This is a genomic window from Sandarakinorhabdus limnophila DSM 17366 (assembly GCF_945882885.1).
GTDB lineage: Bacteria > Pseudomonadota > Alphaproteobacteria > Sphingomonadales > Sphingomonadaceae > Sandarakinorhabdus > Sandarakinorhabdus limnophila_A.
Map to the genome: position 1 here is coordinate 1 of NZ_CAMCWT010000014.1, position 20,438 is coordinate 20,438.

General features: G+C 64.7%; 23 protein-coding genes. 10 read left to right on the plus strand and 13 right to left on the minus strand.

The features are described 5' to 3' along the window. Window positions 1-176: 176 nt before the first annotated feature. A complete protein-coding gene (gene hspQ, locus Q7O19_RS04610; RefSeq protein WP_303809034.1) occupies window positions 177-539 on the plus strand; it encodes a heat shock protein HspQ in 363 nt (120 codons plus the stop codon). Here the strand turns inward: hspQ and Q7O19_RS04615 are convergent. From Q7O19_RS04615 to rplU, 12 genes are all read right to left on the minus strand, one after another. After that, entirely contained in the window at window positions 536-1,096 is a 561-nt protein-coding gene (locus Q7O19_RS04615) for a demethoxyubiquinone hydroxylase family protein (protein ID WP_303783313.1), read from the minus strand. The genes hspQ and Q7O19_RS04615 overlap by 4 nt on opposite strands. Next, complete coding sequence (locus Q7O19_RS04620; RefSeq protein ID WP_303808968.1) at window positions 1,072-1,563, minus strand: disulfide bond formation protein B; 492 nt, start codon at window positions 1,561-1,563, stop codon at window positions 1,072-1,074. Before Q7O19_RS04620 ends, Q7O19_RS04615 begins: the two co-directional genes overlap by 25 nt. Then, window positions 1,553-2,134, minus strand: coding sequence for a YqaA family protein (locus Q7O19_RS04625; protein WP_303808970.1), 582 nt, complete (start codon window positions 2,132-2,134; stop codon window positions 1,553-1,555). Before Q7O19_RS04625 ends, Q7O19_RS04620 begins: the two co-directional genes overlap by 11 nt. Before the next feature lie 66 nt (window positions 2,135-2,200). Beyond that, window positions 2,201-3,580: a S41 family peptidase gene (locus tag Q7O19_RS04630; protein ID WP_303808971.1), complete on the minus strand. Its 1,380-nt coding sequence runs from the start codon at window positions 3,578-3,580 to the stop codon at window positions 2,201-2,203. Window positions 3,581-3,674: 94 nt separating this feature from the next. After that, window positions 3,675-4,100: a 23S rRNA (pseudouridine(1915)-N(3))-methyltransferase RlmH gene (locus Q7O19_RS04635; protein ID WP_303808972.1), complete on the minus strand. Its 426-nt coding sequence runs from the start codon at window positions 4,098-4,100 to the stop codon at window positions 3,675-3,677. A 3-nt stretch (window positions 4,101-4,103) separates the two neighbouring features. Next, window positions 4,104-4,466: a ribosome silencing factor gene (rsfS, locus tag Q7O19_RS04640; RefSeq protein ID WP_303809035.1), complete on the minus strand. Its 363-nt coding sequence runs from the start codon at window positions 4,464-4,466 to the stop codon at window positions 4,104-4,106. A 22-nt stretch (window positions 4,467-4,488) separates the two neighbouring features. Further along, the gene (locus Q7O19_RS04645) at window positions 4,489-5,094 is read right to left on the minus strand and encodes a nicotinate-nucleotide adenylyltransferase (protein ID WP_303808973.1); all 606 of its coding nucleotides are present in this window, start codon (window positions 5,092-5,094) and stop codon (window positions 4,489-4,491) included. Then, window positions 5,094-6,341, minus strand: a complete 1,248-nt coding sequence (locus tag Q7O19_RS04650) for a glutamate-5-semialdehyde dehydrogenase (RefSeq protein ID WP_303808974.1) — start codon at window positions 6,339-6,341, stop codon at window positions 5,094-5,096. Before Q7O19_RS04650 ends, Q7O19_RS04645 begins: the two co-directional genes overlap by 1 nt. Then, window positions 6,338-7,483 (minus strand): glutamate 5-kinase, encoded by a 1,146-nt coding sequence (gene proB / locus Q7O19_RS04655; RefSeq protein WP_303808976.1) that lies wholly within the window; start codon window positions 7,481-7,483, stop codon window positions 6,338-6,340. The genes Q7O19_RS04650 and proB overlap by 4 nt, the downstream gene beginning before the upstream one ends. Continuing rightward, window positions 7,468-8,502, minus strand: coding sequence for a GTPase ObgE (gene obgE, locus Q7O19_RS04660; protein WP_303808977.1), 1,035 nt, complete (start codon window positions 8,500-8,502; stop codon window positions 7,468-7,470). Before obgE ends, proB begins: the two co-directional genes overlap by 16 nt. A 69-nt stretch (window positions 8,503-8,571) precedes the next feature. Further along, a complete protein-coding gene (rpmA, locus tag Q7O19_RS04665) occupies window positions 8,572-8,847 on the minus strand; it encodes a 50S ribosomal protein L27 (RefSeq protein WP_022679243.1) in 276 nt (91 codons plus the stop codon). 26 nt (window positions 8,848-8,873) lie between these two features. Next, complete coding sequence (rplU, locus tag Q7O19_RS04670) at window positions 8,874-9,161, minus strand: 50S ribosomal protein L21 (protein ID WP_022679244.1); 288 nt, start codon at window positions 9,159-9,161, stop codon at window positions 8,874-8,876. A 211-nt stretch (window positions 9,162-9,372) separates the two neighbouring features. On the opposite strand from rplU, the gene Q7O19_RS04675 reads away from it, so the two are divergent. Beyond that, window positions 9,373-9,717 (plus strand): hypothetical protein, encoded by a 345-nt coding sequence (locus tag Q7O19_RS04675; protein WP_303808979.1) that lies wholly within the window; start codon window positions 9,373-9,375, stop codon window positions 9,715-9,717. Between the two features lie 19 nt (window positions 9,718-9,736). Here Q7O19_RS04675 and Q7O19_RS04680 read toward each other — a convergent pair whose 3' ends face one another. Continuing rightward, window positions 9,737-10,321 (minus strand): urate hydroxylase PuuD, encoded by a 585-nt coding sequence (locus tag Q7O19_RS04680; protein ID WP_303808981.1) that lies wholly within the window; start codon window positions 10,319-10,321, stop codon window positions 9,737-9,739. A 215-nt stretch (window positions 10,322-10,536) separates the two neighbouring features. Here Q7O19_RS04680 and Q7O19_RS04685 point away from each other — a divergent pair, with 215 nt between their 5' ends. The 8 genes from Q7O19_RS04685 to pnp all read left to right on the plus strand — a co-directional run bounded on the left by Q7O19_RS04685 (window position 10,537) and on the right by pnp (window position 20,392). Beyond that, window positions 10,537-11,130 (plus strand): ribosome maturation factor, encoded by a 594-nt coding sequence (locus Q7O19_RS04685; protein WP_303808983.1) that lies wholly within the window; start codon window positions 10,537-10,539, stop codon window positions 11,128-11,130. Between the two features lies 1 nt (window position 11,131). Then, on the plus strand, window positions 11,132-12,679 hold the full coding sequence (gene nusA, locus Q7O19_RS04690) for a transcription termination factor NusA (RefSeq protein WP_303808985.1): 1,548 nt from the start codon (window positions 11,132-11,134) through the stop codon (window positions 12,677-12,679). Next, complete coding sequence (locus tag Q7O19_RS04695) at window positions 12,666-13,406, plus strand: DUF448 domain-containing protein (protein WP_303808986.1); 741 nt, start codon at window positions 12,666-12,668, stop codon at window positions 13,404-13,406. The genes nusA and Q7O19_RS04695 overlap by 14 nt, the downstream gene beginning before the upstream one ends. A gap of 10 nt (window positions 13,407-13,416) precedes the next feature. Then, window positions 13,417-16,185, plus strand: a complete 2,769-nt coding sequence (gene infB / locus Q7O19_RS04700) for a translation initiation factor IF-2 (protein ID WP_303808988.1) — start codon at window positions 13,417-13,419, stop codon at window positions 16,183-16,185. 85 nt (window positions 16,186-16,270) lie between these two features. Further along, window positions 16,271-16,723, plus strand: coding sequence for a 30S ribosome-binding factor RbfA (gene rbfA, locus Q7O19_RS04705; RefSeq protein ID WP_303808989.1), 453 nt, complete (start codon window positions 16,271-16,273; stop codon window positions 16,721-16,723). Then, window positions 16,707-17,618: a tRNA pseudouridine(55) synthase TruB gene (gene truB, locus Q7O19_RS04710; RefSeq protein WP_303808990.1), complete on the plus strand. Its 912-nt coding sequence runs from the start codon at window positions 16,707-16,709 to the stop codon at window positions 17,616-17,618. Before rbfA ends, truB begins: the two co-directional genes overlap by 17 nt. Before the next feature lie 12 nt (window positions 17,619-17,630). Beyond that, window positions 17,631-17,900, plus strand: a complete 270-nt coding sequence (gene rpsO, locus Q7O19_RS04715; RefSeq protein WP_022679253.1) for a 30S ribosomal protein S15 — start codon at window positions 17,631-17,633, stop codon at window positions 17,898-17,900. Window positions 17,901-18,052: 152 nt separating this feature from the next. Beyond that, window positions 18,053-20,392: a polyribonucleotide nucleotidyltransferase gene (gene pnp, locus Q7O19_RS04720; RefSeq protein ID WP_303779254.1), complete on the plus strand. Its 2,340-nt coding sequence runs from the start codon at window positions 18,053-18,055 to the stop codon at window positions 20,390-20,392. The last annotated feature ends 46 nt before the right edge of the window (window positions 20,393-20,438 follow it).

Genomic DNA, 20,438 nt, shown 5'->3' on the forward strand with positions numbered 1-20,438 from the left:
GCGCCGGACGGTGGCTGGGCCGCTGTCCGGGTCGAGGGGCGGCGTATAGCGGAGGGGACGGGGCCTGCCAAGCCCGGCTTTGCGGCATTTTGAACAGGAGTGCGCGACACCACTACCCCTTCACGTCAGCGCGCGACGTCCTATATTGCAGTTGCATGATGCCCGACTGGAAATCGATGATCGCCCGCAACGCCCCCGAAGCCTCCGTTGAAGCGCCAACCCCGGCGACCTTCACCATTGGCGATGTGGTGCAGCACCGGGTGTTCGCCTTCCGCGGTGTGATCTTCGATGTCGATCCGGTGTTCAACAACACCGAGGAATGGTGGCAATCCATCCCCGAGGCAATCCGGCCCCACAAGAACCAGCCGTTCTACCATCTGTTCGCCGAGAACGAGGAATCGGCCTATGTCGCCTATGTCAGCCAGCAAAATCTGCTGCCTGATGGCGAAGGCGATCCGATTGGCCACCCGGGCGTGACGCAGATGTTTATCGGCCGGGTGAACGGCCGCTACCAATTGCGCGATCAGATCCGCAATTAAATCCGCTTCGCCACCGCGATGGCGGTGCGGCAGCCGGCGCGGATGATGGATTCGAGCACCGGAAAGGCTCCGCCACCAGTATGGGCGGCCGCCGCCTCGCGGTGCTCCACTTCGTCGGCGCGATAATCGTCAATCATCGCCTTCAACTCGGGATCGCTGCCATCAGCCAGCGCCTCGATCTGCTCGCCATAATGTTCGTCGATCACGGTTTCGACCGCTTCGGTGCAGGCCATCGCCGCCTTCGGCCCCAGCAGCGCGGTGCCGGCACCCAGCGCAAAGCCGGCGACATGCCAGAACGGCCCGAACACTGTGGGCCGCACGCCGCGCCGCGCCATAACGGTATTCATGCCATCCAGATGCCGTTGCTCCTGGTGCGCCATGTGGCGGATTTCGCCGGCCATGGCATGGCGGCCGCCCATCACCGCCAGTTGCCCGGCATAGATGCGGGCGGCGCCGGTTTCGCCGGCCTGATCGACACGGATCATGGCGCGCGTATCGGGGCGGCGGTCACCGGGCAGGTGACGGCGAGGCTTTAACGGGGTTTCAGCATCAGCCATGTGGCGGCTCCAACCAGGATCAGGGAGACGATGAAATTCCACCCTGCCATGGAAATTCCGAACATTTGCCATGGTATGGCGTCGCAGCGCACCAGCGGCTGGGCCAGGATATCGGCCATCATCGATTTGGCGTCGCCGGCCAACGGTGGTGCCGTGCAGCGGGTGAGGCCCTGCCACCATTTCTGCTCCACCCCGGCATGAAACAGGGCGATGCCGGCGTTGCTGGCAAGGCCGAGGATGGCCACCCAGGCCGTTGCCGTCACCGCCGGGGCCATCGCTGGCTGACGGCGCGCCACCATGCCCAGCAGCAGCGCATCGGCTGCGAAGAAAGCCGTGGCCATCAGTGCCCAGCGTTGCCACCAGCACATCTCGCACGGCACCAGCCCGCCGATCATCTCGAAGCCGTATGCGCCAGCCAGCAACGCCAGGCTGCCAGTCAGCACCAATGCCGGCCCTTCAGAACGCATAGCGGACAACGATAAAACCACCCACAAACAGCGCCGTGGCAGTGATCGCCAGCGCGTTGAAATAGCGATCGATCAGCACCTGCACCTGCGCGCCGAACCGCTTCAACACCAGCGCCACCAGGAAAAACCGCCCCCCGCGGCCCAGGATCGACGCCGCGATCAGCACCGGGATCGACAGCGATACTGAACCGGCGGCAATGGTCGCCACCTTGTAGGGGATCGGCAGAAAGGCAAACGCCAGCATCCACAGGAAGCCATTGGCCTTGATATCGGCGGCAAAGGCCACGAACTTGTCTTCATAGCCATACAAGGACAGCAGCGGCACGCCGATCGTCTGATAGAGTACGGCGCCGATCACATAGCCCAACAGCGCGCCCGCCACCGAAGCGACCGTGGACACCGCCGCATAGCGCAAAGAGCGTTCCGGCCGCGCGATCGACATCGGGATCTGCATGACATCGGGCGGCACCGGAAAGAAGCTGCTGTCTGCAAAGCTGATGCCCGCCAGCCAGCGTTCGGCTCCGGGGCCGGCAGCCTTGGCCAAGGTCCAATCATAAAGGCGGCGCAACACGGGCGGCGAAATCCTTCGCGGATGAAATCTGCCTCAGGGCTTAGCCGGCGTGTGTGACAGGTGCAATCACCGCGAGGCGGTGCGCGGCGCTGCCCCAGCGGCTTGCCCCGGGGCTTGGCCAGCCACCTGCACCGCTGGCAGCGCGGGCGGTGCCAACCGGCCCAAAAGCCGGATGGCATAATCCTGCTGATAATCCAGCACGCCCTTGGCCTTCAGATCCTCGGCCTTGGCCAGGAAGCGCGGATCGGCCTGGCCGTCCTGCTCGACCAGCTTGGCGGTGGCGTCCTTGATCTCGTTGATCAGATGCTTCTTCAAATCGGCTTCGCGCAGCGGCTTGCGTTCGGAAACGCGCGCGTCGGAAAGCTGCGGCACCTGGATATCGGGTTCGATGCCGTTTTCCTGGACGCTGCGGCCCGATGGCGTGAAATAGCGGGCGGTCGTCAGCCGCAACGCGGTTTCGGCAGAAAGCGGATAGACGGTCTGCACGCTGCCCTTGCCGAAGCTGCGCTGGCCCAGCACGATGGCGCGGCGGTGATCCTGCAGCGCGCCGGCCACGATCTCGGCGGCCGAGGCACTGCCTTCATCCACCAGCACCACCACCGGCTTGCCGTCGGTCAGATCACCGGCCTTGGCGAAATAGCGATCAATATCGTTCTTGGCGCGGCGGCGTTCCGAAACCACTTCGCCGGCATCGAGAAACACGTCCGACACTTTGATGGCTTCATCAAGCAGGCCACCGGGGTTGGACCGCAGATCGACGACATAGCCAACCACGCCGGCGCCCAGCTTGGCCTTGATGCCTTCAACAGCGGTACGCGTTGCCTCACCGGTCTTGTTGTTGAACGTGGAAATGCGGATGAGACCAACATTGCCGCGCGTTTCCCACTTCACCGGCTTGATCACCACCACTTCGCGGGTGAGGGTGAATTCCAGCGGCTTGGGCTCGCCCTGGCGCACAATGGTCAGCTTGATCTTGGTGCCGGCGAGCCCACGCATCTTGTCGACCGCTTCGTTCAGCGTGCCGCCATAGATCAGTTCATCATCAAGGTGGGTGACATAGTCCCCGGCCTTGATGCCGGCCTTGGCGGCTGGCGTATCGTCGGTGGGCGTCACCACCTTCACCGCACCGTCTTCGGAGGTGACGGTGAGGCCAAGGCCCGAATATTCGCCATCAGTCGTCTGCTTCAGATTGGCGTAATCGCGGCCATCCAGATAACCTGAGTGCGGATCAAGGCTGGACAGCATGCCATTGATGGCACCGCGGATCAGCGTCTTGTCGTCCACCTTGTCCACATAGGTCACGCGCACCCTCTCGAACACGTCCATCAACGCGTCGAGTTCCTTGTAGGTATCGGTTTCGGCGGCGGCCTGCACGGCGGCATAAGCCGGCACCAGCGCCAAAGCCGCAAGCGGCAGCGCAATCTTCCAGCTCTTGTTCAGGCTCATCGGACAGCAGACTCACGCATGAATAGGATCAGAGGATAACAGAAGTGACACACAGCGCTACTCCCTGCGGCCTTTCGGGCCGCTGAACCGAATTTCACTCGCGGTGATAGGGGTGGCCATCAAGGATGGAGAGCGCGCGATACAGTTGCTCGGCCAGCATGGCACGCACCAGCATGCGCGGCCAGGTCGCCCGGCCAAAGCCCAGCAGCAGATCGGCCTTGTCCCGCGTGGCGGCATCATGGCCATCGGCGGCGCCGATCAGGAAGCGCGTTTCCCGCACCCCATCATCACGCCAGCGCGCCAGCAGGGCGGCCAGATCGGTGGAGGGCAGATCACGGCCGCGTTCATCCAGCGCCACGGTGCGGCCGGGCCCGAGATGAATGCCGAACAGCGGCCACGGCGCGGTGTCGCCAATTTCCGTCACCACCAGCCGGCCGCGCAGCCGCTGCGCATAACGTTCCACCAGCTCAGCTTCCGGCGATTGGCCGATGCGGCCGCGCGCGATGATGTGCAGCTTCACCGCTCAGCGCGGGGTGGCGACCACGGGGCCATCAATCGGCGCGAAAGCCGGCGACGGGTTGGGCGCATCATCCAGGCCCCACATCTTTTCCAGATTGTAGAAGCCGCGCACATCCGGGCGGAACAAGTGAACGATGATGTCCCCGCAATCGATCAGCACCCAGTCCGCCGCCGGCAAACCCTGGACACGGGCGGTGCGGCGGAAATCGGCCTTCATCTTGTCGGCGATCTTCACCGCCATCGATGCCACCTGCCGGCCACTGCGGCCGCTGGCGATCACCATGAAATCGGCAATGCTGGTCTTGCCGGCCAGCGGGATGGAAACGGGATCCACGGCCTGATCATCGTCAAGGCTCTTCATGATCATGGCGTGGAGCTCGTCCACGCGGTCAGTCTTGGTCAAACGAACGTGCCTTTTCATCAAATCGGGCTTCTGTGGCCCAGCCGGGATCGGCGCTGCGGATCTCTGTAGCCGATTCCGGCCGCAAACGGGAGTGCAAGCTGATTATCGCCGGCAGAGCGGCCTGCGTCCAGCGTGAAGGCGTGGCTGGCGACCAGCCGGACCAGCTCAGCGCCGGGGCGCCAAGCAGCGAAACGCCGGGGCGCGGCACGACGGCGAACGGCACAGCACGCAGGAAATGCCGCCAGCGCCGCCAGCGGTGCAGTTCGCCAACGATGTCACTGCCGGCCAGCCAGACGAACTGGTGCTGCGGAAAGCGGCGCTGCAAGGCGGCCACCGTGTCGACGGCAAAGCGCGTGCCAAGCTGTTCTTCCAGCGCGGTGACCTTGATGCGCGGGTGGCGGGCGACGGACTTTGCCCGCGCCACACGGATTGCCAGTGGCGCCATGCCGGCCTCCGATTTCAACGGGTTGAGCGGGGAGACCAGCCACCAGACCTCATCCAGCCGCAACTGCTGCAACGCCACCAGGCTGATATGCCGGTGTGCGCCGTGCGCCGGATTGAAGCTGCCGCCCAGAAGGCCGATGCGGGCCATCAGGGCCTGACCTGGCCCGAACCACGCACGATGGTCTTGAAGATCGTCAAGCCCTCCAGCGCCACCGGGCCGCGGGCGTGCAGGCGGCCCGTCGCGATGCCGATTTCGGCACCAAAGCCGAATTCCCCGCCATCGGCAAACTGGGTGGAGGCATTGTGCAGCACGATGGCCGAATCGACACGGGCAAGGAACCGCTCGGCCACGGCGGCATCTTCGGCCACGATCGAATCGGTGTGCTGGCTACCGTGGGCGGCGATATGGGCGATGGCGCCATCGACGCCGGTGACTTCGGCAACGCTGGCGATGGCGTCGAGATATTCGGTGTCCCAATCCTGCGCCAAGGCCGGCAATACGCGGGTATCGAGCGCCTGCACCGCTGCATCGCCGCGCACTTCGCAGGGCCCCTCCAGCAGCGCCGTCACCAACCGCTGCTTCAGCGCAGCGAGCGCCGCAGCATCGATCAGCAGCGTCTCCATCGATCCGCACACCGCCGTGCGCCGCAGCTTGCTGTTGATCACGATTGCCACGGCCTTTTCGGGATCGGCGCTGGCATCGACATAGACATGGTTGATGCCATCCAGATGCGCCAGTACCGGCACCCGCGCCTCGGCCTGCACCCGCGCGACCAGGCCCTTGCCGCCGCGCGGGATGATCACGTCGATCAGGCCATGCGCGCCGAGCATTTCGCCAACCAGCGCGCGATCTCCAGCGGGAACCATCTGGACCGCCGCGGCCGGCAGGCCGGCTTCGCGCAACCCGTGCGCCATGCAATCGAGCAGCACGGTGTTCGACCGCGCCGCTTCCGAACCCCCGCGCAACAGGCAGGCGTTGCCGGCCATCAGGCACAAGGCGGCGGCATCGGCGGTCACGCCCGGCCGGCTTTCATAAACGATGCCGATGACGCCCAGCGGCACCCGCACGCGTTCGAACTGCAGGCCATTGGGTTGGCTCCAGCGCGCGATGACCGCGCTCACCGGATCTGCAAGGCCGGCAACCACCGCGACACCGCCGGCAACCGCCGTGACACGGCCGGCATCCAGCGCCAGCCGATCGACCAGTGCCGGCGACATTCCGGCCGCTTTTGCCGCCGCCACATCGGCGGCATTGGCGCTGAGCAGCTCTTCACTGCGGGCCCGGATCGCATCGGCCGCCGTGCGAATCGCCAGCGCCTTCTGCGCGGTCGGCGCTGCGGCCAGCGTCGGCAGGGCCAACCGCGCCGCGCGGGCCATATCGGCAATCAGGCTCATATCAGCACCAGGTGATCAGCATGGACAAGAGCCGCACGCGGCGCATAGCCCAACACCAAGCCTTGCGCTTCATTGCGCAAACCCATGATCTTGCAGGCATCTTCTGCATCATAGCCAGCCAGCCCGCGCCCGAGCAGTTCGCCTTCAGAACCCATGATCGCCACCACGTCTCCGCGCTTGAACCGCCCATCCACACCGCGCACACCAGCGGCGAGCAACGAAGCGCCGCGCTTCAGCGCCACAGCAGCGCCGGCATCAACCACCAGCGCACCAGCCACCGTGATTCGCCCGGCCAGCCAGGCCTTGCGGCCCTTGGCCGCGCGCAGCGGCAGGAAAAGCGTTCCACCACAATGGGTTGCAAACTGGGTCAACGGCCGTTCCACCCGGCCATCGCAGATCGCCAGCGCGATGCCGGCAGCCCCGGCCATGCGTGCGGCGAGCAATTTTGCCGCCATGCCGCCCGAACCCATACCCGATCGGGTTTCGCCGGTTGCCATCGCCATGATGTCGGGGGTGAGCGACTTCACCACCGACAGGCGTTGCGCAGTGGGATCGGTGGCCGGATTGGCGGTGTAAAGACCATCAACGTCGGACAGCAGGATCACCCCGCTCGCCCCCGCCGCCTGGGCCGCCCGCGCCGCCAGCCGATCATTGTCGCCAAAGCGGATTTCGGTGGTGGCCACCGTGTCATTCTCGTTCAGCACTGGCACCGCGCCCAGATCGAGCAGGCGGGCAATGGTGGCCGCGACGTTCAAATAGCGCCGCCGGTCTTCCAGATCGCCCAGCGTCAGCAGCACCTGTGCCGCCGTCAGGCCCTGTGCGGCCAGCAAGGCTTCCCATACGCCCGCCAGTGCCACCTGCCCGACGGCGGCAGCGGCCTGCGCGTCTTCAAGGCTGGCGCGGCCGCCCTTTTCCAGGCCCAGCCGACGCGCGCCCAGGGCAATGGCGCCGGACGACACAATGACGATCTGCTGGCCCTGTTGGCGGCGCTCGGCAATATCGGCGACCATGCCGGCCAGCCAATCGCTGCGCACCGCGCCCGCTGCGTCCACAAGCAGGGACGAGCCGATCTTTACCACCAGCCGCGGGCAGCTTGCCGGGTCGAACTGGCGAGCCGGGATGGCGTCTAGAGCGGCGACCACGATTTGTCCGATTCCACCTTCATCGCCTGCGCGCGGCCGGCGATCTCCATCAACTTGTCGAGCACTGGCTCGACGCCCTGCGTGGTGGCGGCGCTGACGGTGTAGACATGCTGACCGCTCGCATTTTCCAGCGCACGCTTCTTGGCGGCCAAAGCCTGCGGCGTGACCAGATCGACCTTGGACAGAGCGAGAATCTCCGGCTTGCTTTCAAGCCCGCCGCCATAGGCCGCGAGTTCTTCGCGTACCACGCGCCATTGGTCGACCGGGCCAGGCTGGCTGGCATCGACCAGGTGCAGCAGCACACGGCAGCGCTCGATATGGCCAAGGAAGCGATCACCGATGCCCACACCATCGGCGGCGCCGGCGATGAGGCCGGGAATATCGGCCATCACCAGTTCCTGGCCCTTGTGGGCCACAACACCAAGCTGCGGCTTCAGCGTCGTGAAGGCATAATTGCCAACCTTGGCCTTGGTGTTGGAAATGGCATTGATCAGGCTGGACTTGCCGGCGTTCGGCTGCCCGACCAGGCCGACATCGGCCAGCAGCTTCAGCCGCAGCCAGATCCACATTTCCTTGCCCGGAAAACCGGCCTGGAACTGGCGCGGAGCGCGGTTGGTACTGGTCTTGTAGTGGTCGTTGCCCTTGCCGCCGTCGCCGCCCTTCATCAGGATGGCGCGCTGGCCAACGCGGGTCATGTCGACGATCAACGTGCGCTCTTCATCATCGGCCAGAATCTGCGTGCCCACTGGCACCTTGATCAAGAGGTCATCGCCGCCCGGACCGGTGCGGTTGCGGCCCATGCCGTGCGCGCCGCGCTTGGCCTTGAAATGCTGGGTGTAGCGGAAATCGATCAGCGTATTGAGGCCATCGACACATTCGAAAATGATGTCACCGCCCTTGCCGCCGTCGCCGCCATCGGGGCCGCCATATTCCACGAACTTCTCGCGCCGGAACGACACGGCCCCATCGCCCCCGGTACCGGAGGCAACGAAAATCTTGGCCTGATCGAGAAAGTGCATGGTTAGGGTCCAAACAAAAAGGGAGCCGGTCGCCCAGCTCCCCTTTTTTCAAGCGGAAAAGAGCCGGGCTTATTCAGCCGCGAGCGGTTCCGCCACCGGGTTGACCGACACATATTTGCGGCCGAGCTTACCGGTGTGGAATTCCACGGTGCCGGTTTCCAGCGCATACAAGGTGTGATCCTTGCCGATGCCGACATTGCGGCCGGCATGCGTGGGGGTGCCACGCTGACGGATGATGATGGTGCCGGCGTTTACCGCCTGGCCGCCGAAGCGCTTCACGCCAAGGCGCTTGCTTTCCGAATCGCGGCCGTTCCGGGACGAGCCGCCTGCTTTCTTGTGAGCCATGGTGGGTTGCTCCCTTTACGCGACGGTCAGGCGACCGAGGTGATCTTGATGACCGTCAGCTGCTGACGGTGGCCATTGCGGCGGCGATAATTGTGGCGACGCTTCTTCTTGAAGATGATGATCTTGTCACTCTTGGTCTGAGCCACGATTTCGGCCTTCACGGCACCACCCATGGTGAGCGCGGCGCCTTCGCCGGTCATCAGGGTTTCGAGGGCGACGGCAGTGCCGGCTTCCCCTTCGATCTTTTCGACGATGATCTTGTCACCATCGGCGACCCGGTATTGCTTACCGCCGGTGCGCACCACTGCGAACATGGTTGGAGCCTTGAGGTTAGAAGTTTCAAACAAGTCGCGGCGCCAGAATCAGGTGATTCCGGCCCCGAACGAAGGCGCGGCACTAGAGGATGGTCCAAATCTTGTCAACGCCGGCATTGCAGGGCCGCTTATGCGTTGCGGCCGGCTTCGGCACGTTTGCCAGCGCGTGCCCTCTTTTGCGGCGCTGCAACTTGATGCACAAGGGCAGGCAGTGACCCGCCGCCGTCTCCTGTTGATCGTCGCTGCCTTCGTAGCCGGCGGCATTGCCATGCTCAGCCTGTATGATCCGGCAATTGATCCGCAAGCGGCCGCAGCGCTGGCCGATCGGCTGGCCACCGAATATCATCGCCAATCCGGCAACCCGCGCGCCGCCTTTGCCGCCCGCGAGGGCCGGCAATGGGCCGATGGTTGGGAATTCCGCTGGCGCTATCGTCCGTGCCCGGAATTCGCCTCGCTGCGCGTGTGGATCAGCCGCAACGGCCGCCGCACCAGCTATGCCGAGTTCCCCGACTGCGCTCCAGTCACCGGCCTGCCGGCCGATCCGCGCAAGACCTGAACGAAAAAGGCCGGCCCGTTCAGGCCGCGCCAATGGCGTGCTGTGCGATCATGCAATAAAGCATGGGGAACGACAGCAGGAAGTTGGTGCGCGAAAAGATCATCGCGGTGGTTCCAGCCTTGGCCTTCTGCTCCGACGTGCCATCCACGATGCCCAGCGCAATTTTTTGGTTCGGCCAGATCAGGAACCACACGTTGAAAGCCATGATCAGGCCCAGCCACATACCCAGACCGATCACGCGCTGGCCTTCCTGGAAGGTGAGGCCCTCAATCAGGTTGGCACCCGAAAGGCCGATACCGGCCACCACGGTGAGCAGCGAGCCGTGGCGGAAATAGAGCAACGCCTTGGGGGCGATATATTTGGTCACGCCTGGCTTCAACTCGGCAGGAACCGACGGCATGGTCGGGATCTGCACAAAGTTGAAATAATAGAGCAGGCCGATCCACAGGATGCCGGCCCAGACGTGGATGACGCGCAGGAAACCAGCCACCCACGAACCGGCGTCTGCCGCGATCAGTCCGCCATGGAACGCGACAATGACGGCAACCATTGCCAGCAGTCCGATCAACAGCGCGTTGGAGAGTTTGCCTAGTATCGCAGCCATGGTTGAATGCCCCGAAAAATTGCAGTTGGGCACCTTATAGGCGACCGGAACGCTCTTGTTAACCCCGATGCGACACCCCTTGCTGCATCTGTGCAACTGGCGTATGACGCCGACCGTTCCTGCATGGCTGTTGGTTTGCAGGCTGCGCCGCTCCGCTGCGCAGCACCCAAACCGCTTGTCCGTGTGTTTGCCCTTGTCACCGGAGTCGCCTTTCCTTGGTCCAGACCGATCTTGATGCCCGCCTCACGGCCATCATCGCCCCCGTTGTGGAGGCGATGGGGCTTGATCTGGTGCGCGTCATGCTGTCGGGCCAGCCGGGCAGCCTCACCCTGCAGGTGATGGCCGAAGACCCGGCCACCGGCCAGTTGACCATCGATCAGTGCGCTCGCCTGTCCCGCGCGCTCGATCAGCCGCTTGATGAAGCGGATCCGATCGCCGGAGAATATGCGCTGGAAGTGTCCTCGCCCGGGATCGACCGCCCGCTCACCCGCGCCAAGGATTGGCAGGACTGGGCCGGCCATGAAGTGCGCCTGAAACTGGAGCCAAAGGTGGACGGCCGCGCCCGCCTGCACGGCGAAATCGTGGGCCTTGATGGCGAGGACGCGCTGGTGAAAATGAAGGGCAGCACCCTGGAAGGCGACAGCGTGCTGCGCTTGCCCCTGTCCCACATCAGCGGCGCCAAGCTCGTGCTGACCGACCGACTGATTGCTACAACCAAACCGCTGGACCCCACCGGGGCCGACGAAATCATCGAAAGCAGCCCCGATGGTGCTGCCGTCAACTACAATGAAATCTCCACGGAGGATTGAGATGGCCACCGCAACTGCCCTCACCGCCAACCGCGCCGAACTGCTGGCTATTGCCGATGCCGTCGCCCGCGAAAAATCAATCGATCGCGCCATCGTGATCGAGGCGATGGAAGACGCCATTCAGCGCGCCGCCCGTGCCCGCTATGGTGCCGAAAACGACATCCGCGCCAAGATCGATCCCAAGTCCGGTGAAACCCGCCTGTGGCGCGTGCTGGAAGTGGTGGAAGAGCCGGAAGATTTCTTCAAGCAGATCAGCCTGAAGGATGCGCTGAAGAAGGACAAGACCGCCGAACTGGGCAGTTTTGTCGTCGATCCGCTGCCGCCCGTCGAATTCGGCCGCATTGCCGCGCAGGGTGCCAAGCAGGTGATCGTGCAGAAGGTGCGCGATGCCGAGCGTGAACGCCAGTATGAAGAATTCAAGGACCGTCAGGGCGAGATCATCACCGGCGTCGTCAAGCGCGCCGAGTTCGGCCACGTGGTGGTCGATCTGGGCAAGGCCGAAGGCGTCATCCGCCGCGACCAGCAGATCCCGCGCGAAGTGCTGAAGCCGGGTGACCGCGTGCGCAGCCTGATCCTGTCCGTCCGCCGCGAACCCCGTGGGCCGCAGATCTTCCTTTCCCGCGCCCACGGCGATTACATGAAGAAGCTGTTCGCCCAGGAAGTGCCAGAAATCTATGACGGCATCATCGAAATCATGGCCGTCGCCCGCGATCCGGGCAGCCGCGCCAAGATCGGCGTGATCAGTCGCGATGGCTCGATCGATCCGGTTGGCGCCTGCGTCGGCATGAAGGGCAGCCGCGTGCAGGCCGTCGTGCAGGAACTGCAGGGCGAAAAGATCGACATCATCCCCTGGTCGCCCGACACTGCCACCTTCGTGGTCAACGCGCTGCAGCCGGCGGAAGTCACCAAGGTCGTGCTTGATGAAGAAGAAGGCCGCATCGATGTGGTTGTGCCCGACGATCAGCTCAGCCTGGCCATCGGCCGCCGCGGCCAGAACGTGCGCCTGGCGTCGGCGCTGACCGGCAAGCAGATCGACATCATGACCGAAGCCGACGAAAGTGAGCGCCGGCAGAAGGAATTCGTCGAGAAATCCGAACTGTTCCAGACCGAGCTGGACGTTGATGAAACGCTGGCCCAGCTGCTGGTTGCCGAAGGCTTCTCCGAACTGGAGGAAGTCGCCTATGTTGATCTGGCCGAAGTCGCCAGCATCGAAGGCTTTGACGACGATCTGGCCACCGAACTGCAGAACCGCGCTGTCGAGGCGCTGGAGCGCCGTGAAGCTGCTGCCCGTGAAGAACGGCGCGGCCTGAGCGTGGAAGACGATGTCGCCGCCATCGAAGGCCTGACCGAAGCCATGCTGGTGGTGCTCGGCAAGAAGGGCATCAAGACGCTTGATGACCTCGGCGATCTGGCCACCGACGAACTGGTCGGCCGTTCGGGATTGCTCAAGGAATTCAGCCTGTCGGATGATGATGGCAATCGCATCATCATGGCCGCCCGCGCCCACTGGTTCGCCGAGGAGGACGCGTCGGCGGATGGAAACCAATGATCGCCTGAATCCGGCATCTCCGGACACGCGTCAGGACAGCGGCAAGGATAGCTCCGAACGCCGCTGCATCCTGTCGGGCGGGTCTGCCCCGCGCACAGGCCTGATCCGGCTGGCGCTGGGGCCGGACGGCCAGGTTGCGGCCGATTGGTCGGAACGGCTGCCCGGCCGCGGCGCGTGGATCACGGCCGACAAGGCGCTGTTTGATTCAGTGGCAGCAAAGGGCCGGCTGCGCGGCGCGCTGGCGCGGGCGTTCAAGGCCAACAGCTTCACTCTGCCCGACGATCTGGCAGACCGCATCACGGCGACCTTGCAGCAACGGATGCTGAACCGGCTGGGGCTGGAAAAGCGCGCCGGTACGTTGATCCTGGGCGGCGACCGGGTGCGTGAGGCGCTGGCCAAGGGCAAGGTATTTGCGGTACTGCACGCTGGCGATGCCCGGCCCGACGGCAGCGATCGGATCGATGGCATGGCCCGCGCTGTTGGTGAATCTTTGGGCGAGGATATTCCGCACCGCCGGGTGCCGATCGCGCGCGACGCGCTGTCGGCTGCGCTGGGGCGGGACAATGTGGTACATATGGCGCTGCTGGATCAGGGCGCTGCCACCCGCGTACTGGCCGATCTGGATCGACTGACGGGATTTTGTGGCCCGCAAACCACAAGTGAAACGGCAAATGAAGTGGTGGCAGATGCAACAGAGGTTGCCCTGAACACCGGCGAAAGGCATTAGGCGGCGGACTATGAGTGACGACAACAAACCCAAGCTTGGCACGCGTGCCCCCCTCGGTCTGAACAAGGCCGTCGCGGTCGGGCAGGTCAAGCAGACCTTCAGCCACGGCCGTTCCAAACAGGTCGTGGTGGAGGTGAAGCGCGCCCGCGTGCTGCACCGTCCGGGCGACGCCGCGCCGGAGCCAACCCCGGCACCCGCCCCCGCTCCCGCTCCTGCCCCGGCTACCGTTACGCCGGCTCCGGCACCGCGCCCGGCTGCCCCGGCCCCCGCCCCAGTTGCCACTGCGCCTGCTGCTGCTACTGAACCGGCCCCTGTCCCGTCGGCGCCACGCCCGCCAACACCGCCGCCGGTGATGTTCCGTCCGGTGGAGCGCGCGCCGCTGCCGCCCAAGCCGGAAGCCAAGGCGCCGGAGCCAACCGCTCCTGCTCCCGAAACCAAGGTCGAGCCGGCACCCGTACCGCAAACCAAGGCGGCTGCACCGCCCGCCCCGGCTGCCCGTCCGGCCGCTGGCGCCGCCCGCCCTGGCCAGCCCGCGCGGCCAGCCCAGGGTCAAGCCGCTGCACCGCAGCGCCCGCGCATGACGCCGGCCGAAATGGCCGCGCTCTATGCGCGCCAGGCTGAAGAAGATCGCCAGCGCCTGCTGGAAGAAGTCCGCATCCGCGAAGATCAGGAACGCGCCGCCCGCGAAGAGGAAGAGCGCCGCCGGATCGAGGAAAAGCGCCACCGCGAGGAAGAACTCGCCACCCGGCCCGATCCGCAACCGGATGCCGATGGCGGCATGGTCATCCCCACCGAAGTCAGCGATGACGATGATGACAGTATGCGCGTGCGCATCATTCCGGGCCGCAAGCCGGAAGCCGCCAAGCCGTCGCGCCCGAAACTGGGCGATGATCGCCGCAAGGCCGGCAAGCTCACCGTTACCCGCGCGCTGGATGATGAAGGCAACACCCGCGTGCGCAGCCTTGCCGCGCTGCGCCGGGCCCGCGAGAAGGAACGCGGCCGCCTTGGCAGCCAGGCCAAGCAGGTGCGCGATGTGACCGTGCCTGACATGATCACCGTGCAGGAACTGGCCAACCGCATGGCCGAACGCACCGGCAATGTGGTGCGCTTGCTCGCTCGCCTTGGCGTGCCGTCAGCCGCCGTTGACGAAATCGATCAGGACACCGCCGAACTGGTGCTGACCGAATTCGGACACAACATCGTGCGCGTTTCGGAAAGCGACGTCGAAAAGGGCATGGTCGGCGAAGTCGATATCGAAAAGGATCTGGCGTTCCGTCCGCCGGTCGTCACCATCATGGGTCATGTCGATCACGGCAAGACCAGCCTGCTCGATTCCTTGCGCGGCACCAACGTGGTGAAGGGCGAGGCCGGTGGCATCACCCAGCATATCGGCGCCTATCAGGTGACCACGAAGGACAAGCAGAAGATCACCTTCCTCGACACGCCCGGTCACGAGGCCTTTACCTCGATGCGCGCGCGGGGCGCCAGCATCACCGATATCGTGGTGCTCGTGGTGGCGTGGGACGACGGCATCATGCCGCAAACCATCGAAGCCATTCAGCACACCAAGGCGGCCGGCGTGCCGATGATCGTGGCCATCAACAAGATGGACAAGCCCGGCGCCGATGCCGCCCGCATCCGCACTGCCCTGCTACAACAGGATGTGCAGGTGGAAGAAATGGGCGGCGACGTAATGGACGTGGAAATCTCCGCCATCAAGAAGACCGGCCTTGATGATCTGCTGGAGAAAATCCTGCTGCTCGCCGAAGTCAGCGAACTGAAGGCCAACCCGGATCGTCCGGCCGAAGGCACCGTGATCGAAGCCAAGCTCGACAAGGGCAAGGGTCCGCTCGCCACCGTTCTGGTGCGGCGCGGCACGCTGAAGCGCGGCGACATCTTCGTGATGGGCCAGGAATGGGGCCGCGTGCGCGCCATGGTCGATGACAAGGGCGAAACGGTGAAGGAAGCCGGTCCGTCGACCGCAGTCGAAGTGCTCGGCCTTGGCGGCGTCCCGCAGGCCGGCGATGTCTTGACCGTGGTGGAGAACGAAGCCCGCGCCCGCGAAGTGGCCGAATATCGTGCCGGCGTTGCCACCGCTGCCCGCACGGCCGGCAACGGCCCGGCCAACCTGGAAGACATGTTCTCGGTGCTGCGCGCCAAGAAGGTCCAGGAATTCCCGCTGGTCATCAAGGCCGATACGCAAGGCTCGGCCGAAGCCATCGCCGGTGCGGTGTCGAAGGTCGGCAATGATCTGATCCGCGCCAAGGTGCTGCTGGCCAGCACTGGCGGCATCACCGAAAGCGACGTGACGTTGGCCAAGGCCAGCGGCGCGCCGGTGATCGGTTTCAACGTGCGTGCCAATGCCAAGGCCCGCGAAATCGCCCAGCGCGATGGCGTGGCGCTGAAATATTACGACGTGATCTATGATCTGATCGATGATGTGAAGGCCGGCATGGCGGGTCAGCTCGGCCCCGAGGCGTTCGAAACAGTCGTGGGCCGCGCCCAGGTGCTGGACGTGTTCCAGGCCGGCAAGATCGGCAAGGCCGCCGGCCTGCGCGTCACCGAAGGCTATATCAAGAAGGCGCTGCGTGCCCGCGTCATGCGCGACGATGTCATCATCTACACCGGTTCCATCGCCTCGCTGCGCCGCTTCAAGGAGGATGTAGCCGAAGTGAAGGTGGGCCTGGAATGCGGTATCACGCTGGCGGATTCGTCGGACGTGAAGGCCGGCGACATCGTCGAAACCTACGAAGTGGAACTGAAGGAACGCAATCTTTAACGGTTGCGCCTTGGGGGCAGGCCCGCCCTGCCCCCGCCACTGCCGCCCTTGATTGGGCCCACCCTTAACCGGGAGGAGTATCGTCTTGGTCCGTTCCACACCCGACGCGCAAGGCCGTCCGATCCGCCTGCAGCGCATCGGCGAGCAGGTGCGCCACGCGCTGGCCGAAATCATCGCGCGCGGGGATCTGCGCGACGAGATCATCACCCGCACCATCATTTCCGTGTCTGAAGTGCGGGTCACGCCCGATCTGCGGCAAGCCACCGTGTTCGTGAAAGCCTCCAACGGTGATGACGAAGCCGTGGTGAAGGCGCTGGGCCAGCATCACGGCTGGCTGCGCGGCGAAGTCGCCAAGCGGCTGGCGACGAAATACACGCCCGACCTCAGCTTCCGTCGCGACGACAGTTATGACGCCGGCGCCCGTATCGACGAAGTGCTGCGCCGTCCCGAAATCGCCCGCGACCTGCCGCCCGCCGGCACAGCCCAGCCGTGGAAGAGCCTGGCCGATTCCATGGATGATGATGTCGGCGACGATTGACGCCGCCGCGATCAACGGCTGGATCATCCTCGACAAGCCGCTCGGCCTGACCAGCGCGCAGGGTGTGGCGGCGGTAAAGCGCATCTTGCGTGCGCATGGCCTGCCCGTCCCACGCATCGGCCATGGCGGCACGCTCGATCCGCTTGCCACCGGCGTGCTGCCGATCGCGTGCGGCGAGGCCACCAAGCTGGCCGGTCGCATGCTCGATGCCGCCAAGGGCTATGAATTCACCGTCAGCTTCGGCAGCCAGACCAGCACGTTGGATGCTGAAGGGGAGGTGGTGGCGTCCAGCGACGTGCGCCCCACGGCGGAACAGATCACGGCCATCTTGGCCGCCTTCACCGGCCCCATCGATCAGGTGCCGCCGGCCTATTCAGCGCTGAAGGTGAACGGCAAGCGTGCCTATGCCCTCGCCCGTGCCGGCGAAGAGGTGGTTCTCGCCACCCGCCACATCACGGTGCACCGCCTTGATCTGGTTGCCACCACGCCGGGAAGTGCGACATTCTCCTGCCGCGTGTCCAAGGGCACCTATATCCGCAGCCTCGCCCGCGACATTGCCATCACACTCGGCTCCGTTGGCCATGTCACCATGCTGCGCCGCACCCAATCAGGGCCATTCAGCCTTCAACAGGCGATATCACTGGACAAACTGGCCCAACTGGTGCAGGGGCGCACGATTGAACAGGCAGTTTTGCCGTTGATGACAGGGCTGGACGACATCCCGGCTCTTGCCATCACGCCAGAGGAGGCGGCGGCGCTCAAACAAGGGCGCAAGCTTCTCGGGCACCCAGCCAGCAACGGCACCCATTTGGCAAGCCTCGGTTCTGTTCCCGTGGCGCTTGTCGAAGCCCAATCGGGCGAGGTGCGGGTGCTGCGCGGGTTCAACCTTGATTGAAGGAGTAACACGATGTCGGTGACCGCCGAAAAGAAAGCCGAAATTATCAGCAGCAATGCTCGGGCCGCCAACGACACCGGTTCGCCGGAAGTTCAGGTGGCGATTTTGACCGAACGCATCACCAATCTGACCGAGCATTTCAAGACCCACGCGAAGGATAATCACTCGCGCCGTGGTCTGCTCGTTCTGGTGAACACGCGCCGTTCGCTGCTGGATTATCTGAAGAAGAAGGATGCAGCGCGTTATACCGCGCTGATCACCAAACTGGGCCTTCGCAAGTAAGCCCAGCCAGTTTTCGAACGGCCCCCAAAGCGGGGCCGTTCGTTTATCTGCCCCGCCGCGAATGAGCGCGCCGGGTGCAGCCGTCGCCACGAAGGGCGGCACACCGCAAGGGGCGTTCGGCAATAGGGCCGCAGCGCTCAGGAAAGAAGACCATGTTTACCATCCACAAAGAAGAACTGAACTGGGGCGGCCGCACGCTGACCCTGGAAACCGGCCGCATTGCCCGTCAGGCCGATGCCGCCGTGGTCGCCACGCTGGGCGAAACCGTTGTCCTGTGCGCCGTCACCGCCGCCAAGAGTGTGAAGGAGGGCCAGGATTTCTTCCCGCTCACCGTCCACTATCAGGAAAAATATTCCGCTGCCGGCCGCATCCCCGGCGGCTTCTTCAAGCGCGAGCGCGGCGCCACTGAGCATGAAACGCTCACCAGCCGCCTGATCGATCGTCCGATTCGCCCGCTGTTTCCGGAAGGTTTCTACAACGAAATCAACGTGATCGCCCATGTGCTGAGCTATGATGGCGAAGCCGAAGGCGATATCCTGGCGCTGATCGCGGCGTCTGCCGCCCTCACCCTGTCCGGCGTGCCGTTCATGGGCCCGATCGCCGGCGCCCGCGTTGGCTACATCGACGGCGAATATGTGCTCAACCCGACCAAGACCCAGGTCAAGGAAGGCGCGCTCGATCTCGTCGTCGCCGGTACCAGCGACGCCGTGATGATGGTCGAATCCGAAGCCAAGGAGCTTTCGGAAGAGGAAATGCTGAACGGCGTGATGTTCGCGCACCGCAGCATCCAGCCGGTGATCGATGCCATCATCCGCCTCGCCGAGAAGGCCGCCAAGGATCCGTGGGATCTGGCCATCACGGACGACAAGGCCATGCTGGCGACGCTCAAGAAGGCCATCGGCAAGGACATCGATGCCGCCTATCGCCTGTCGGGCAAGTCGGCTCGCCAATCGGCGCTGGCCGAAGCCAAGAACAAGGCCAAGGCCGTGTTCGCCGACGGCACCCCGCAGGAGCAGATGAAGGCCGGCAAGCTGTTCAAGAAGCTTGAAGGCAACATCGTGCGCGGCGCGATCCTGAAGGAAGGCCGCCGTATCGATGGCCGCGACACCAAGACGGTGCGCCCGATCGAAGCGATGGTGGGCTTCCTGCCGCGCACCCATGGTTCGGCGCTGTTCACCCGCGGCGAAACCCAATCCATCGTCACCACCACGCTTGGCACTGCCGATGCGGAACAGATGATCGATGGTCTGGATGGCCTGCGGTATGAACGCTTCATGCTGCACTACAACTTCCCCCCCTATTCGGTGGGTGAAGTCGGCCGCTTCGGCGCGCCGGGCCGCCGCGAAATCGGTCACGGCAAGCTGGCATGGCGCGCTCTGCACCCGCTGCTGCCGGCGAAGGAAGAGTTCCCCTACACGATCCGCGTGCTGTCCGACATCACCGAGTCCAATGGCTCGTCGTCGATGGCCACGGTCTGCGGTGGTTCGCTGGCGCTGATGGATGCCGGTGTACCGCTCAAGCGCCCGTGCGCCGGCATCGCCATGGGCCTGATCCTCGAAGGCAAAGACTTCGCCGTTATCAGCGACATCCTGGGTGATGAAGATCACCTGGGTGACATGGACTTCAAGGTGGCCGGTACGTCTGATGGCGTCACGTCGCTGCAGATGGACATCAAGGTCGCCGGCATCACCGAGGAAATCATGCGTGTCGCCCTGGCCCAGGCCAAGGAAGGCCGTGCGCACATCCTCGGCGAAATGGCCAAGGCGCTGGACAGCACCCGCGAAGGTCTGTCGGCCCATGCCCCGCGCATCGAATCGATGAGCGTGCCGAAGGACAAGATCCGCGACATCATCGGCACTGGCGGCAAGGTGATCCGCGAGATCGTCGCCACCACCGGCGCCAAGGTCGACATCGAAGACGATGGCACCGTGAAGATCTCGTCGAGCGATCCGGCCCAGATCGAAGCCGCCCGCAACTGGATCATCGGCATCGTTGCCGAACCGGAAGTTGGCAAGATCTACACCGGCAAGGTCGTCAACATGGCCGATTTCGGTGCGTTCGTGAACTTCATGGGTGCCCGCGATGGCCTGGTGCACATCTCGGAAATCATGAACGACCGCGTGGCCAATGTCCGCGACGTGCTGAGCGAAGGCCAGCAGGTCAAGGTCAAGGTGCTGGGCGTCGATGATCGCGGCAAGGTGCGTCTGTCGATGCGCTTGGTCGATCAGGAAAGCGGCGAAGAACTGCCCGATACGCGCCCGCCGCGTGAAGGTGGCGATGACCGTCCGCCGCGTGGTGACCGTGGTCCGCGCCGTGACGGTGATCGCGATCGCGGCCCGCGCCGCGATGGCGACCGTGGCCCGCGTCGCGATGGTGGTGGTGATCGTGGCCCGCGCCGCGATGACCGCGCCCCGCGCGCTGACCGCGACGGTGGCGACAAGGGCGGTGACGCCGGCGGCCTGCCGAACTTTCTGACCGGCGGCGACGACTGACACCGCTGGCCCGTTGGCCAAACGAAAGGGGCCGCGTTTCACCCGA

What these genes read in the sequence shown, in the direction of transcription:
- hspQ (WP_303809034.1), top strand. Translation starts at nt 177, where the DNA reads ATGATCGCCCGCAACGCCCCCGAAGCCTCCGTTGAAGCGCCAACCCCG.
- Q7O19_RS04615 (WP_303783313.1), bottom strand. Translation starts at nt 1,096, where the DNA reads ATGGCTGATGCTGAAACCCCGTTAAAGCCTCGCCGTCACCTGCCCGGT.
- Q7O19_RS04620 (WP_303808968.1), bottom strand. Translation starts at nt 1,563, where the DNA reads ATGCGTTCTGAAGGGCCGGCATTGGTGCTGACTGGCAGCCTGGCGTTG.
- Q7O19_RS04630 (WP_303808971.1), bottom strand. Translation starts at nt 3,580, where the DNA reads ATGAGCCTGAACAAGAGCTGGAAGATTGCGCTGCCGCTTGCGGCTTTG.
- rsfS (WP_303809035.1), bottom strand. Translation starts at nt 4,466, where the DNA reads ATGATCATGAAGAGCCTTGACGATGATCAGGCCGTGGATCCCGTTTCC.
- Q7O19_RS04645 (WP_303808973.1), bottom strand. Translation starts at nt 5,094, where the DNA reads ATGGCCCGCATCGGCCTTCTGGGCGGCAGCTTCAATCCGGCGCACGGC.
- Q7O19_RS04650 (WP_303808974.1), bottom strand. Translation starts at nt 6,341, where the DNA reads ATGAGCCTGATTGCCGATATGGCCCGCGCGGCGCGGTTGGCCCTGCCG.
- obgE (WP_303808977.1), bottom strand. Translation starts at nt 8,502, where the DNA reads ATGCACTTTCTCGATCAGGCCAAGATTTTCGTTGCCTCCGGTACCGGG.
- rpmA (WP_022679243.1), bottom strand. Translation starts at nt 8,847, where the DNA reads ATGGCTCACAAGAAAGCAGGCGGCTCGTCCCGGAACGGCCGCGATTCG.
- rplU (WP_022679244.1), bottom strand. Translation starts at nt 9,161, where the DNA reads ATGTTCGCAGTGGTGCGCACCGGCGGTAAGCAATACCGGGTCGCCGAT.
- Q7O19_RS04680 (WP_303808981.1), bottom strand. Translation starts at nt 10,321, where the DNA reads ATGGCTGCGATACTAGGCAAACTCTCCAACGCGCTGTTGATCGGACTG.
- nusA (WP_303808985.1), top strand. Translation starts at nt 11,132, where the DNA reads ATGGCCACCGCAACTGCCCTCACCGCCAACCGCGCCGAACTGCTGGCT.
- Q7O19_RS04695 (WP_303808986.1), top strand. Translation starts at nt 12,666, where the DNA reads ATGGAAACCAATGATCGCCTGAATCCGGCATCTCCGGACACGCGTCAG.
- infB (WP_303808988.1), top strand. Translation starts at nt 13,417, where the DNA reads ATGAGTGACGACAACAAACCCAAGCTTGGCACGCGTGCCCCCCTCGGT.
- truB (WP_303808990.1), top strand. Translation starts at nt 16,707, where the DNA reads ATGTCGGCGACGATTGACGCCGCCGCGATCAACGGCTGGATCATCCTC.
- rpsO (WP_022679253.1), top strand. Translation starts at nt 17,631, where the DNA reads ATGTCGGTGACCGCCGAAAAGAAAGCCGAAATTATCAGCAGCAATGCT.
- pnp (WP_303779254.1), top strand. Translation starts at nt 18,053, where the DNA reads ATGTTTACCATCCACAAAGAAGAACTGAACTGGGGCGGCCGCACGCTG.